This is a genomic window from Streptomyces sp. NPDC058880 (assembly GCF_042742535.1).
GTDB lineage: Bacteria > Actinomycetota > Actinomycetes > Streptomycetales > Streptomycetaceae > Streptomyces.
Map to the genome: position 1 here is coordinate 1 of NZ_JBHYMC010000099.1, position 14,430 is coordinate 14,430.

11 protein-coding genes are annotated in these 14,430 nt (G+C 70.9%); all 11 read left to right on the forward strand.

Annotation, left to right across the window (positions count from 1 at the left end; translation table 11 throughout):
- Positions 1-189 precede the first annotated feature (189 nt).
- Positions 190-2,199 (forward strand): excinuclease ABC subunit UvrC, encoded by a 2,010-nt coding sequence (gene uvrC, locus ACFW2G_RS31700; protein ID WP_384585375.1) that lies wholly within the window; start codon positions 190-192, stop codon positions 2,197-2,199.
- Entirely contained in the window at positions 2,196-3,143 is a 948-nt protein-coding gene (gene rapZ, locus ACFW2G_RS31705) for an RNase adapter RapZ (protein WP_384456069.1), read from the forward strand. Before uvrC ends, rapZ begins: the two co-directional genes overlap by 4 nt.
- A complete protein-coding gene (gene yvcK / locus ACFW2G_RS31710; RefSeq protein WP_037930059.1) occupies positions 3,140-4,195 on the forward strand; it encodes a uridine diphosphate-N-acetylglucosamine-binding protein YvcK in 1,056 nt (351 codons plus the stop codon). Before rapZ ends, yvcK begins: the two co-directional genes overlap by 4 nt.
- Positions 4,186-5,181: a DNA-binding protein WhiA gene (gene whiA / locus ACFW2G_RS31715; RefSeq protein WP_030009075.1), complete on the forward strand. Its 996-nt coding sequence runs from the start codon at positions 4,186-4,188 to the stop codon at positions 5,179-5,181. Before yvcK ends, whiA begins: the two co-directional genes overlap by 10 nt.
- 149 nt (positions 5,182-5,330) lie before the next feature.
- Positions 5,331-8,306, forward strand: a complete 2,976-nt coding sequence (locus tag ACFW2G_RS31720) for a M14 family zinc carboxypeptidase (protein WP_384585373.1) — start codon at positions 5,331-5,333, stop codon at positions 8,304-8,306.
- 232 nt (positions 8,307-8,538) lie between these two features.
- Positions 8,539-9,543 (forward strand): type I glyceraldehyde-3-phosphate dehydrogenase, encoded by a 1,005-nt coding sequence (gene gap / locus ACFW2G_RS31725; protein WP_037930065.1) that lies wholly within the window; start codon positions 8,539-8,541, stop codon positions 9,541-9,543.
- Between the two features lie 127 nt (positions 9,544-9,670).
- Positions 9,671-10,882 (forward strand): phosphoglycerate kinase, encoded by a 1,212-nt coding sequence (locus tag ACFW2G_RS31730; protein ID WP_384456061.1) that lies wholly within the window; start codon positions 9,671-9,673, stop codon positions 10,880-10,882.
- A 6-nt stretch (positions 10,883-10,888) separates the two neighbouring features.
- On the forward strand, positions 10,889-11,665 hold the full coding sequence (gene tpiA / locus ACFW2G_RS31735) for a triose-phosphate isomerase (RefSeq protein ID WP_037930071.1): 777 nt from the start codon (positions 10,889-10,891) through the stop codon (positions 11,663-11,665).
- Between the two features lie 127 nt (positions 11,666-11,792).
- Entirely contained in the window at positions 11,793-12,023 is a 231-nt protein-coding gene (secG, locus tag ACFW2G_RS31740) for a preprotein translocase subunit SecG (protein WP_037930074.1), read from the forward strand.
- 181 nt (positions 12,024-12,204) lie between these two features.
- Positions 12,205-12,540 (forward strand): RNA polymerase-binding protein RbpA, encoded by a 336-nt coding sequence (locus tag ACFW2G_RS31745; RefSeq protein WP_078557164.1) that lies wholly within the window; start codon positions 12,205-12,207, stop codon positions 12,538-12,540.
- Positions 12,541-12,690: 150 nt separating this feature from the next.
- Positions 12,691-14,397 carry a glucose-6-phosphate isomerase gene (gene pgi / locus ACFW2G_RS31750; RefSeq protein WP_384585378.1) on the forward strand — a complete coding sequence of 569 codons (1,707 nt, stop codon included), beginning with the start codon at positions 12,691-12,693 and terminating at the stop codon, positions 14,395-14,397.
- The last annotated feature ends 33 nt before the right edge of the window (positions 14,398-14,430 follow it).

A 14,430-nucleotide genomic window follows, 5' to 3' on the forward strand; every position in this document is an offset into this window, starting at 1 on the left:
GGGCCGGGCCTCCCCGTCCGGCCGCGGCGCCGCGGCCGGACGCTCGGACGCCGTCTCGACCTGCGGCCCGGCTCGGCCCGGGCCAGGCCCCCCGGGCCGCGCGAGCCCCGGTCCGCGGACCCCGCGGATCCGCGGACCGGCCCGAACTGCTGCGGTTCGTTGTCGGCGCGCGCCAGTAGGGTGGTCGGCATGGCCGACCCTTCCAGCTACCGCCCCCAGCCGGGGCAGATCCCCGACTCCCCGGGGGTCTACCGATTCCGCGACGAGCACCGCCGGGTGATCTACGTCGGGAAGGCCAAGAGCCTGCGCCAGCGCCTGGCCAACTACTTCCAGGACGTCGCCGGCCTGCACCCCCGTACCGCCACCATGGTGACCACGGCCGCCTCCGTGGAGTGGACCGTGGTCTCCACCGAGGTCGAGGCGCTCCAGCTGGAGTACTCCTGGATCAAGGAGTACGACCCCCGGTTCAACGTCAAGTACCGGGACGACAAGAGCTACCCCTCGCTCGCCGTCACCCTGAACGAGGAGTACCCCCGGGTCCAGGTCATGCGGGGACCCAAGAGGAAGGGCGTGCGCTACTTCGGCCCGTACGCCCACGCCTGGGCGATCCGCGAGACCGTCGACCTGATGCTGCGGGTCTTCCCGGTACGGACCTGCTCCGCCGGAGTGTTCAAGCGCTCCGCCCAGATCGGCCGGCCCTGCCTCCTCGGCTACATCGGCAAGTGCTCCGCGCCCTGCGTCGGCCGCGTCACCCCCGAGGAGCACCGCGAACTGGCCGAGGACTTCTGCGACTTCATGGCCGGCCGCACCGGCGCCTACCTCTCCCGGCTGGAGAAGGAGATGCGCATCGCGGCCGAGGACATGGAGTACGAGAAGGCCGCCCGGCTGCGCGACGACATAGGGGCGCTGCGCCGGGCCATGGAGAAGAACGCCGTGGTGCTCGCCGACGCCACCGACGCCGACCTGATCGCCGTCGCCGAGGACGAGCTCGAAGCCGCCGTGCAGATCTTCCACGTCCGCGGCGGCCGCGTCCGCGGCCAGCGCGGCTGGGTCACCGACAAGGTCGAGGCCGTCGACACCGCCGGACTGGTCGAGCACGCGCTCCAGCAGCTCTACGGCGAGGAGAAGGGCGAGTCCGTCCCGAAGGAGGTGCTGGTCCCCGCGCTCCCCGAGGACACATCCGCGCTGGCCCAGTGGCTCGCCGGGCGGCGGGGGTCCCAGGTCAGCCTGCGGATACCGCAGCGCGGCGACAAGAAGGCCCTCATGGAGACCGTCCACCGCAACGCGCAGCAGTCCCTCGCCCTGCACAAGACCAAGCGCGCCAGCGACCTCACCACCCGCTCCCGGGCGCTGGAGGAGATCGCCGAAGCTCTGGGGCTGGACGGCGCACCACTGCGCATCGAGTGCTTCGACATCTCCCACCTGCAGGGGGACGACGTCGTCGCGTCCATGGTCGTCTTCGAGGACGGCCTGGCCCGCAAGAGCGAGTACCGGCGCTTCCAGGTCAAGTCCTTCGAGGGCCAGGACGACGTCCGGTCCATGCACGAGGTGGTCTCGCGGCGCTTCCGCCGCTACCTCCTGGAGAAGTCGAAGACGGGGGAGTGGGACCCCCAGGACGGCGAGGACGTGCCGCCCGAGGACGACGGCAGGCCCAAGCGCTTCGCCTACCCGCCCCAGCTGGTCGTGGTCGACGGCGGGCAGCCGCAGGTCGCCGCGGCCCGGCGCGCCCTGGACGAGCTCGGCATCGACGACGTCGCCGTGTGCGGCCTCGCCAAGCGGCTGGAGGAGGTCTGGCTGCCCGGCGAGGACGACCCCGTCGTCCTGCCGCGCACCAGCGAGGGCCTCTACCTGCTCCAGCGGGTACGTGACGAAGCCCACCGCTTCGCCATCCAGTACCAGCGCAGCAAGCGCGGCAAGCGCCTGAAGTCGGGTCCCCTGGATGAGGTGCCGGGGCTGGGTGAGACCCGCAAGCAGGCTCTGGTGAAGCACTTCGGTTCGGTGAAGAAGCTGAGACAGGCGACAATCGACCAGATCTGCGAGGTCCCGGGCATAGGACGGAAGACGGCCGAGACGGTGGCCGCGGCCCTCGCCGGGGCGGCCCCCGCCGGTCCTGCGGTCAACACGGCCACAGGAGAGATCATTGAGGATGAGAACCCCGCGCCAGCGGGAGCATCGTCCGAACGGGGGACCGAGCAATGACCGAGCACGAGACCACGCACGACCGAGACGGAGCACAGGTGAGTACGGGCACGACCATGGAGCCCGGCGAGACCGCCGAGGCGGCCATCCCCGAGCTGGTGATCATCTCCGGCATGTCCGGGGCCGGCCGCAGCACGGCCGCCAAGTGTCTGGAGGACCTCGGCTGGTTCGTCGTCGACAACCTCCCACCGGCGCTGATCCCCACCATGGTGGAGCTCGGCGCCCGCTCCCAGGGCAACGTGGCCCGCATCGCGGTCGTCGTCGACGTCCGCGGCCGCCAGTTCTTCGACGCCCTCCGCGAGTCCCTCGCCGACCTCGACAGCAAGGGCGTCACCCGCCGCATCGTCTTCCTGGAGTCCTCCGACGACGCGCTGGTCCGCCGCTTCGAGTCGGTCCGCCGCCCGCACCCGCTCCAGGGCGACGGCCGCATCACCGACGGCATCGCCGCCGAGCGCGACCTGCTGCGCGAGCTGCGCGGCGACGCCGACCTGGTGATCGACACCTCCAGCCTGAACGTGCACGAGCTGCGCGCCAAGATGGACGCCCAGTTCGCCGGGGACGAGGAGCCCGAGCTGCGGGCCACCGTCATGTCCTTCGGCTACAAGTACGGCCTTCCCGTCGACGCCGACCTCGTCGTCGACTGCCGCTTCATCCCCAACCCGCACTGGGTCCCGGAGCTGCGCCCCTTCACCGGGCTCAACGAGGAGGTGTCGGGGTACGTCTTCGGCCAGCCCGGCGCCAAGGAGTTCCTCGACCGCTACACCGAGCTGCTCCAGCTCATCGCCACCGGCTACCGCCGCGAGGGCAAGCGGTACGTGACCATCGCGGTCGGGTGCACCGGCGGCAAGCACCGCAGCGTGGCCATGTCCGAGAAGCTCGCCGCCCGCCTCGCCTCCGAAGGGGTCGAGACCGTCGTCGTCCACAGGGACATGGGGCGCGAGTGACCGCACGGACCCCGCGGCTGAGCCGCCTGCGCCGCCTCACCCCGGGACGGGGAGAGGACGGCACGGGCCGCTCCGGCCGCCGGAGGGGCGCCACGCCCAAAGTGGTCGCGCTCGGTGGCGGCCAGGGCCTGTCGGCCTCCCTCGCCGCCCTGCGCCGGATCACCGGTGACCTCACCGCCGTGGTCACCGTCGCCGACGACGGCGGCTCCAGCGGACGGCTCCGGGAGGAGCTCGGCGTGCTGCCCCCCGGCGACCTGCGCAAGGCGCTGGCGGCGCTGTGCGGGGACGACGACTGGGGCCAGACCTGGTCCCGGGTCATCCAGCACCGCTTCCAGTCCGAGGGCGACCTGCACGGGCACGCCGTCGGCAATCTGCTGATCGTCGCCCTGTGGGAACAGCTCGGCGACCCCGTCCAGGCCCTCGACCTGGTGGGCCGGCTGCTGGGCGCGCAGGGCCGGGTGCTGCCGATGTCGGCGGTGCCGCTGGAGCTCCAGGCGCTGGTCAGGGGACACGATCCGGCCCGGCCCGAGGACGTCGACACCGTCCGCGGGCAGGCCACCGTGGCCCTGACCCCGGGCGAGGTGCTCTCCGTGCAGGTCGTGCCGAGCGCCCCGCCGGCCGTGCCGGAGGCCGTGGCGGCGGTGCTGGACGCCGACTGGGTCGTGCTGGGCCCGGGCTCGTGGTTCTCCTCCGTGATCCCGCACCTGCTGGTGCCGGAACTGCTGGACGCGCTCGTCGAGACCAAGGCCCGGCGGGTCCTGTCGCTGAACCTCGCACCGCAGCCCGGCGAAACAGAGGGCTTCTCTCCGCAGCGTCATTTGGAGGTTTTGGCCCGACACGCCCCTAAACTCGCCCTGGACGTGGTGCTGGCCGACGAGGCCGCCGTGCCCGACCGCGAGTCCCTTTCCGATGCCGCGAAACGGTTCGGTGCGGCGGTCGAGCTGGCGCCCGTGGCCAGGCAGGACGGCTCGCCGAAGCACGACCCGGAACTGCTGGCCGCCGCGTACGACCGTATTTTTCGGATGCATGGAAGGATCGGCCCATGGCGATGACGCCTGCGGTGAAGGACGAGATCTCCCGCCTGCCCGTCACCCGGACCTGCTGCAGGAAGGCGGAGGTCTCGGCGATCCTTCGGTTCGCGGGCGGGCTGCACCTGGTGAGCGGCCGCATCGTCATCGAGGCGGAGCTGGACACCGGGATCGCCGCCCGACGCCTGCGCAAGGACATCCTGGAGATCTTCGGCCATTCCTCGGACCTCGTGGTGATGGCGCCCGGCGGATTGCGCCGCGGCAGCCGCTACGTGGTCCGCGTCGTGGCCGGCGGTGACCAGCTGGCGCGCCAGACGGGACTCGTGGACGGCCGCGGGCGCCCCATCCGGGGTCTTCCCCCGCAGGTGGTCTCCGGGGCCACCTGTGACGCCGAGGCGGCGTGGCGCGGCGCCTTCCTGGCCCACGGCTCGCTCACCGAGCCGGGCCGGTCCTCCTCCCTGGAGGTCACCTGCCCCGGCCCGGAGGCCGCCCTGGCCCTGGTGGGCGCCGCCCGCAGGCTCTCCATCGCCGCGAAGGCACGCGAGGTGCGCGGAGTGGACCGGGTCGTCGTGCGCGACGGCGACGCCATCGGCGCGCTGCTGACCCGCCTCGGCGCGCACGAGTCGGTGCTGGCCTGGGAGGAGCGGCGGATGCGCCGCGAGGTGCGGGCCACCGCCAACCGCCTCGCCAACTTCGACGACGCCAACCTGCGCCGCTCGGCGCGGGCCGCCGTGGCCGCCGGAGCCCGCGTGCAGCGCGCGCTGGAGATCCTCGGCGAGGAGGTCCCCGAGCACCTCGCCGCGGCCGGCCGGCTGCGCATGGAGCACAAGCAGGCCTCCCTGGAGGAGCTCGGCGCGCTCGCCGACCCGCCGCTGACCAAGGACGCGGTCGCCGGCAGGATCCGGCGCCTGCTGGCGATGGCCGACAAGCGGGCCCAGGACCTGGGCATCCCGGGCACCGAGTCGAACCTCGACCTCAGCGAGGAGATGGCCGACAACATGGCCGGATAGACCCCGCCGGGCGGGACGCCCGCTGCTGCGGAAGGGGCTCGCGCGATCACTCGTGCGGGCCCTTCGCGGTATGCCCCATTGACATGAGCATGGGCGGTCTTGAGTCTGGCGTCCGAACCTTTCGTGGCAGCCGACGCCCAGGGGGGCACATGAGTCACCGCGCGAGAGTCGTCCTCGCCGCAAGCGCACTCGCCATCGGAACCACACTCGCCGCGTTGCCCGCGGCGGCCCAGGCCCAGCCCGGCGGCGCCGCCGCGTCCGCCGCCGACGCATCCGGCGCCGAGGAGGTGCGGGTCTACGACGCCGAGATCACCAGGGAACAGGTGCCGCTGGTCCTCGCCGCAGGCCAGGACGCCCACGAGCTCACCGAACGCGCCCCTGAATCCGGGACCTCCCGGGTCGAGCTCTTCCTCACCGGAGCCCAGGCCGGCGAGCTGGCCGCCCAGGGGATCGTGCTCGCCGAGCGCAAGCTGCCGGCCCGGGCCCGGGCCCGGGCCGGGACGGCCGGCGACGGCGTGTTCCGCCCGTACAGTGGCAGGGGCGGCCTCCAGGAGGAGATCCTGCGCACGGCCCGGGAGAACCCGGCGCTCACCAAGGTCGTCTCCATCGGCAAAACCGTCCAGGGCAAGGACATTCTCGCCCTCAAGGTCAGCAGGAACGCGAAGAGGACCAGGGACGGCTCGAAGCCCTCCGTGCTGTACATGTCCAACCAGCACGCCCGCGAGTGGATCACCCCCGAGATGACCCGGCGGCTGATGCACCACACCCTCGACAACTACGGCAAGGACCGGCGGATCACGAAGCTGGTGGACTCCACCGAGCTGTGGTTCCTGCTCAGCGCCAACCCCGACGGCTACGACTACACGCACGCCGCCGACGGCCGGCGGCTGTGGCGCAAGAACCTGCGCGACAACAACGGCGACGGAAAGATCACCACCGGCGACGGGGTCGACCTCAACCGCAACTTCGCCTACAAGTGGGGCTACGACAACGAGGGCTCCTCGCCCGACCGGGCCGGCGAGACCTACCGCGGCCCCAAGGCGTCTTCCGAGCCCGAGACCGTGGCCCTCGACGCCTTCGAGAAGCGCATCGGCTTCGACTACGCCGTCAACTACCACTCCGCCGCCGAGCTGATCCTCTACGGCGTGGGCTGGCAGGTGGCCACCCCCACGCCCGACGACGTGGCCTACAAGGCCCTCGCCGGGACCCCCGAGAACCCTGCGGTCCCCGGCTACTACCCGCAGGTGTCCTCGGAGCTCTACACGACCAACGGCGAGGCCGACGGCCACGGCGCCAACGTCAACGGCGTCATGATGTTCACCCCGGAGATGACCACCTGCCAGACCGCCTCGGCGAGCGACCCGAACGACCGGTGGGAGCCCGAGGACTGCGCCTCCGGCTTCAACTTCCCGGACGACGAGAAGCTCATCCAGGAGGAGTTCGCCAAGAACGTGCCCTTCGCCCTCGCGGTCGGCGAGAGCGCCGCGCACCCGGACCGCCCGGTGTCCTCCGTGGGCCTGAGCGCGCCCGACTTCACCCCGGACTCCTTCACCACCTCCTATGCGGCCCGCGGGCAGGACCAGGAGGTCGCGGTCACGGCCCGCAGGGCGCTCAAGGACAAGGAGCTCAACTACCGGATCAACGGCGGCCGCACCCGCGGCGAGGACCTCAAGGCATGGAAGGGCGGAGAGGTCTACGGCGGCGAGGACAACAACTGGTTCGACGAGTACCGGGCAGAGGTCGAGGGGGCCAGGCCCGGCGACCGGGTCGAGGTCTGGTTCACCGGCCGCGACCGCTCCGGCAGGCGGGTCTCCAGCGAGCACTTCACGTACACGGTGGCCGAGCGGCCTCGCGCGGACGTCCTGGTGATCGCGGAAGAGGGGGCCGCCGCCCGGCACGCAGGGAAGTACGTCGACGCGCTCCGTGCCAACGGCCGGTCCGCGGCGGTCTGGGACGTGGCCGTCCAGGGTGTCCCGCACCACCTCGGGGTCCTCTCCCACTTCGGTACGGCCGTGCACTACACCGGGGCCACGTCACCGGGCGGGGACACGCAGTTGGCGGTGCGCGACTTCCTCAACGAAGGCGGCAGGCTGATCGAGGCCGGCGAGCTGGCCGGGGGCAACGCCCAGGTCGGCCGCGCCGTGACCAACGACTTCAGCCAGTACTGGCTCGGGGCCTACGGCCGCACCAGCACCCCCGGCGCCACCGGCTTCGCAGGCGCCGGCGCCCTGCGGGACACCGGCGGCGGCCTCGGCGACGCCGCGGACAACCCGCTCAACGCCCCCGGCGCCTACACGGTGACCTCCGACACCCTGGCACCCGCGCAGTTCCCCCGGTTCAAGAGCGCGCAGGCGGGCCGGTACACCGGGATCACGAATCCGTACGCCCCCTACGCGGGCACCGGGATGGCTTCGGCGCTGCACACCGACAACGACTGGAAGCGGCTCGTCCGCACCATCGACCTGACCGGCGTCACCGCAGCCGACAGGCCGCAGTTGAAGCTCGCCCTCAACTGGAACACCGAGGGGGGCTACGACCACGCCGCGCTGGAGGCCCGCAGCGCCGGAGGCGACGACTGGACCATGCTGCCGGAGGCGGGCGGCCTGAGCAGCCCGGCCGTCCCCGAGGAGTGCGCGGCCGGATTCTTCATCAACGGCCACCCGTTCCTGCGCCACTACCTCACGCTGGACGGCCGCGGCTGCACCCCGCAGGGCACCAGCGGCCGGTGGAACACCTTCACCGGGTCCTCCGGCGGCTGGAAGCAGGTCTCCTTCGACCTGAGCGCCTACGCGGGCCGGTCCGTCGAGCTCTCGCTGTCCTACATCACCGACCCGGGCTCCGGCGGACGCGGCGTCTTCGCCGACGAGGTGCGCCTGTCGACCGGCGGCGGGGAGCAGGCGGCCGAGGGGTTCGAGACCTCCCTCGGCGCCTGGGCGGCCCAGGGCCCGCCCGCCGGGAGCCCCGACGTCGCGGGGGACTGGTCCCGTACGGGAGAGCTCTTCCGCTCCTATGCCTCGGTGACCACGCGTGACACCGTACTTCTGGGCTTCGGCCTGGAACACCTGCCCGCGGCGGCGGACCGCGCCCTACTCGTCGGTAAGGCGCTCCGCTCGCTCCACCGCTGATCAGCGCCACCCTCGGCGCTCACCCAGAGTGACCGGGACCAAGGTCCCCGGGGCCCGCGCCGGAGCGTCCGGAGCGGGCCCCGGAGGGGATACCCCCGCGAAGTGGGGGGAGTGTCAGGCCTCGACCGATGTCACCCAAAAGCTCACGGAGAGGTAGGGTCGTAAGCGGTCGGGGACATCCCATTTCAGCTCGCCGGCGCTCTCACCGGCGCACCAACGAGGAGATCGGTTCGTGACGATCCGCGTAGGCATCAACGGTTTTGGCCGCATTGGCCGTAACTACTTCCGGGCCCTCCTGGAGCAGGGAGCGGACATCGAGATCGTCGGTGTCAACGACCTGACGGACAACGCCACCCTGGTGCACCTTCTCAAGTACGACACCATTCTGGGCCGTCTCAAGGCCGAGGTGTCCCACACCGACGACACCATCACCGTCGGCGGCAACACCTTCAAGACGTTCGCCGAGCGCGACCCCGCGAACCTCCCCTGGGGCGAACTGGGCGCCGACATCGTCATCGAGTCGACCGGCATCTTCACGAAGAAGGCCGACGCCGCCAAGCACCTTGCGGCCGGCGCGAAGAAGGTCCTCATCTCGGCCCCGGCCAAGGACGAGGACATCACGATCGTGATGGGCGTCAACCAGGACAAGTACGACGCGGCCCAGCACCACGTCATCTCCAACGCGTCCTGCACCACGAACTGCGTGGCGCCGATGGCGAAGGTCCTGGACGAGAACTTCGGCATCGTCAAGGGCATGATGACGACGGTCCATGCGTACACGAACGACCAGCGCATCCTGGACTTCCCGCACTCGGACCTGCGCCGCGCCCGCGCCGCCGCCGAGAACATCATCCCGACCTCCACCGGTGCCGCCAAGGCCACCGCACTGGTGCTCCCGCAGCTCAAGGGCAAGCTGGACGGCATCGCCATGCGCGTCCCGGTCCCGACCGGCTCGGTCACCGACCTCGTGCTGGAGCTCGACCGCGAGGTCACCAAGGACGAGATCAACGCCGCCTTCCAGAAGGCCTCCGAGGGCCAGCTGAAGGGCATCCTCGACTACACCGAGGACGCGATCGTCTCCTCCGACATCGTGAACTGGCCGGCGTCCTGCACCTTCGACTCCTCCCTGACCATGGTCCAGGGCAAGCAGGTCAAGGTCGTCGGCTGGTACGACAACGAGTGGGGCTACTCCAACCGCCTCGTGGACCTGACGGTCTTCGTCGGCGGCCAGCTCTGAGTTTCCAGGGCTGACACCACGATGTGAAGCACAGGGTCCGGGCCGCGCGACGATGCGCAGTCCGGACCCTGTAGCTTGCCAGTCGTTCTTCGCCCCCGACACGGGCGCCCAAAGGAGTCAGAAACACATGAAGACGATCGACGAACTGCTCGCCGAAGGCGTCAAGGGCAAGCGGGTCTTCGTCCGAGCGGATCTCAACGTCCCGCTCGCCGAGGGCACCATCACCGACGACGGCCGTATCCGCGCCGTCCAGCCCACGATCGAGAAGCTCGCCGAGGCCGGTGCCCGCGTCATCGTGGCCTCGCACCTGGGCCGCCCCAAGGGCGCCCCGGACCCGGCCTTCTCGCTCGCGCCGGCCGCCGCGCGCCTCGGTGAACTGCTCGGCGCGGACGTCGCGTTCGCCACCGACACGGTGGGCTCCTCCGCCAAGGAGACCGTCGCCGCCCTCACCGACGGCAAGGTGGCCGTCGTCGAGAACCTCCGCTTCAACGCCGGCGAGACCTCCAAGGACGACGCCGAGCGCGGCGCCTTCGCGGACCAGCTGGCGGAGCTCGCCGACGTCTACGTCGGCGACGGCTTCGGCGCCGTCCACCGCAAGCACGCCTCGGTCTTCGACCTGCCCAAGCGGCTCCCGCACGCGGCCGGCCAGCTCATCGCCACCGAGGTCGGCGTCCTGAAGAAGCTGACGGACGAGGTCAAGCGCCCCTATGTCGTGGTCCTCGGCGGCGCCAAGGTCTCCGACAAGCTCGCCGTCATCGACGAGCTGCTCGGCAAGGCCGACCGCCTCCTGATCGGCGGCGGCATGGCCTACACCTTCCTCTACGCCAAGGGCTACGAGGTCGGTATCTCCCTGCTCCAGAAGGACCAGGTCGACAAGGTCAAGGAGTACATGACCCGGGCCGAATCCACCGGCGTCGAGATCGTCCTGCCGGTCGACGTCCTGGCCTCGACGGACTTCCCCGACCTCAAGGGCAAGACCCCGGCCGAGTACATCACCGTCGGCGCGGACGAGATCCCCGCCGACAGGGAGGGTCTGGACATCGGTCCCAAGACCCGCGAGCTGTACGCCTCGAAGATCGCCGACGCGGCGACCGTCTTCTGGAACGGTCCCTTGGGCGTCTTCGAGCACCCCGACTACGCCGGAGGCACCCGCGCGATCGCGCAGGCACTCGTCGACAGTGACGCGTTCACCGTCGTCGGCGGCGGCGACAGCGCCGCCGCGGTCCGCACGCTGGGCTTCGACGAGAACGCTTTCGGCCACATTTCCACCGGTGGCGGCGCCTCCCTCGAATACCTCGAGGGCAAGACGCTCCCCGGCCTCGCCGCCCTGGAGGGCTGAACCCGTATGACCACGCGCACCCCGCTCATGGCGGGCAACTGGAAGATGAACCTCAACCACTTGGAGGCCATCGCCCACGTCCAGAAGCTCGCCTTCGCGCTCGCCGACAAGGACTACGACGCCGTCGAGGTCGCGGTCCTGCCGCCCTTCGTCGACCTGCGCTCCGTCCAGACCCTGGTCGACGGCGACAAGCTGAAGATCAAGTACGGCGCGCAGGACATCTCCGCGCACGACTCCGGTGCCTACACCGGCGAGATCTCCGGCCCCATGCTGTCGAAGCTGAAGTGCACGTACGTGGCCGTCGGCCACAGCGAGCGCCGCCAGTACCACGGCGAGACCGACGAGATCTGCAACGCCAAGGTCAAGGCCGCCTTCAAGCACGGGATCACCCCGATCCTGTGCGTCGGGGAGGGCCTGGACGTCCGCAAGGCCGGCCAGCAGGTCGAGTACACGCTCGCCCAGCTCGACGGCGGCCTGAGCGGCGTCCCGGCCGAGCAGGTCGAGTCCATCGTGATCGCCTACGAGCCGGTCTGGGCCATCGGAACCGGGGAGGTCGCCACCCCCGCGGACGCCCAGGAGGTCTGCGGGGCGATCCGTGGCCGCCTCGCGGAGCTGTACTCGCAGGAGCTGGCCGACCAGGTCCGCATCCAGTACGGCGGCTCCGTGAAGTCCGGGAACATCGCGGCGATCATGGCCCAGCCCGACGTCGACGGTGCCCTGATCGGCGGCGCGGCGCTCGACGCGGACGAGTTCGTCAAGATCGTCCGCTTCCGCGACCAGTGAGTATGCGGTAGGGCCGATCCGTCGTACCCTTGCGGGGGCCGGGGCTGGACCGCCAGCCCCCGGCCCCCGCGCACATCTCGCAAAGCCGGAAGCCTGAGAAGCCAGAAAGTAGGAATCAGCCGTGATTATGGGGTTCTCGATCGCCCTGATCGTCTTCAGCGCCCTGCTGATGCTGCTCGTGCTGATGCACAAGGGCAAGGGCGGCGGCCTCTCCGACATGTTCGGCGGCGGCATGCAGTCGTCGGTCGGCGGCTCCTCCGTCGCGGAGCGGAACCTGGACCGCATGACCGTCGTGGTGGGTCTGCTCTGGTTCGCGTGCATCGTTGCGCTCGGCCTGGTGATGAAGTCGAGCAGCTGACCGTTCTCGCCATTCCGGCGGCCCGGTCGGCATCGCCCTGCCTATGATGAGGCTGGCGTCCACGGCGCGGAATCAGTAACTCCGCTCACTGGACGTGCGTTGGGCCTTACGTAGACTTGGGCGCTCCGCGGCGGGAATTCCACTCATACTCCGCGGCACCATCACGCAGGGAGTTACGACCGTGGCAAGTGGCAACGCGATCCGTGGTAGCCGGGTCGGAGCGGGGCCGATGGGCGAGGCGGAGCGCGGCGAGTCCGCGCCCCGCCTGCGCATCTCCTTCTGGTGCTCGAACGGGCACGAGACGCAGCCGAGCTTCGCCAGCGACGCGCAGGTGCCGGACACCTGGGACTGCCCGCGCTGCGGGTTCCCGGCCGGTCAGGACCGGGACGACCCGCCCGCGCCGCCGCGCACCGAACCGTACAAGACGCACCTGGCGTACGTGCGCGAACGCCGCTCGGACGCCGACGGCGAGGCGATCCTCGCCGAGGCGCTCGCCAAACTCCGGGGCGAGATCTGACACCGCCCGGTGACCAGGACGTGAGGCCCGGCCCCGCAGGAATCTCCCCTGCGGGGCCGGGCCTCTTTGCGTGCGTTGTGCCGCTTGTGATCCCTTAGGTTGGTGATCGGCGGGGCACGACAGGACGGAAGAAGTGGGTTGATGTCCGAGATGAACGCAAATCAGGCGGCCACGCGAAGCGCGTCGAGCGAGGGGGGCGGCGGGCGCCGGGCGGCACGTACCAAGCTCAACCGGACGCCCGAGTGGCTGGCACTCGGCAAGCACCGGGAGGAGTTCGGGCAGACGCACCTGCGGCAGCTGTTCGAGGAGAATCCCGGCCGCGGCGCCGGCTACACCCTGCGGGTCGGGGACCTGCACATCGACTACGCCAAGCACCTCGTCACCGACGAGACGCTGGAGCTGCTGCGCGAGCTGGCGGCGGCGACGGGCGTGGCCGAGCTGCGCGAGGCCATGTTCCGCGGCGAGAAGATCAACACGACCGAGGACCGGGCGGTCCTGCACACCGCGCTGCGCGCACCGGCGGACGCCGTCGTCGAGGTGGACGGCGAGAACGTCGTCCCGGGCGTGCACGCGGTCCTCGACAAGATGGCGGCCTTCTCCGAGCAGATCAGGTCGGGGGCCTGGACCGGCTTCACCGGCAAGCCCATCAAGAACGTCGTCAACATCGGCATCGGCGGGTCCGACCTGGGCCCCGCGATGGCCTACGAGGCCCTGCGCGCCTTCGCCGACCGCGCCCTGACCGTGCGCTTCGTGTCCAACGTCGACGGTGCGGACCTGCACGAGGCCGTACGCGACCTGGACCCCGCCGAGACGCTGTTCATCATCGCCTCGAAGACCTTCACCACCATCGAGACCATCACCAACGCCACGTCCGCGCGCGGCTGGCTGCTCGCGGGACTGGGCGGCGACCAGGCCGCGGTGGCACGCCACTTCGTGGCGCTGTCGACCAACGCCGAGAAGGTCACCGAGTTCGGCATCGATCCGGCCAACATGTTCGGGTTCTGGGACTGGGTCGGCGGGCGCTACTCCTTCGACTCGGCCATCGGGCTCTCCCTGATGATCGCGATCGGTCCGGCCGCCTTCCGCGACCTGCTGGCCGGCTTCCGCCTGATGGACCAGCACTTCCGCACGGCGCCCGCCGAGGAGAACGCCCCCCTCCTGATGGGCCTGTTGGGGATCTGGTACGGCGCCTTCTTCGACGCGCAGTCGCACGCGGTGCTCCCCTACAGCCACTACCTCTCCCGCTTCACCGCGTACTTGCAGCAGCTGGACATGGAGTCCAACGGCAAGTCCGTCGACCGCGAGGGCGAACCGGTGGAGTGGCAGACCGGCCCCGTGGTCTGGGGCACGCCCGGCACCAACGGCCAGCACGCCTACTACCAGCTCATCCACCAGGGCACGAAGGTGATCCCCGCCGACTTCATCGGCTTCGCGAAGCCGGTGGCCGAGCTGGAAGCGGCCCCGGCGGCCCAGCACGACCTGCTGATGGCCAACTTCTTCGCGCAGACCCAGGCGCTGGCCTTCGGCAAGACGGCCGAGGAGGTCCGCGCGGAGGGGGCACCGGAATCGCTGGTCCCGCACAAGACCTTCCACGGCAACCACCCGACGACCACGATCCTGGCCACCGAGCTCACCCCCGGCGTGCTGGGCCAGCTGATCGCCCTGTACGAGCACAAGGTGTTCGTCCAGGGCGCGGTGTGGAACATCGACTCCTTCGACCAGTGGGGCGTCGAGCTCGGCAAGGTGCTCGCCAAGCGCGTCGAGCCCGCGCTGACCGACGGTGCGGACGTGCCCGGTCTGGACGCGTCGACGCAGGCCCTGGTCGCCACCTACCGCAAGCTGCGCGGACGCGGCTGACGCACATGCGTGAGGGGCCCGCTCTCCCCGGGG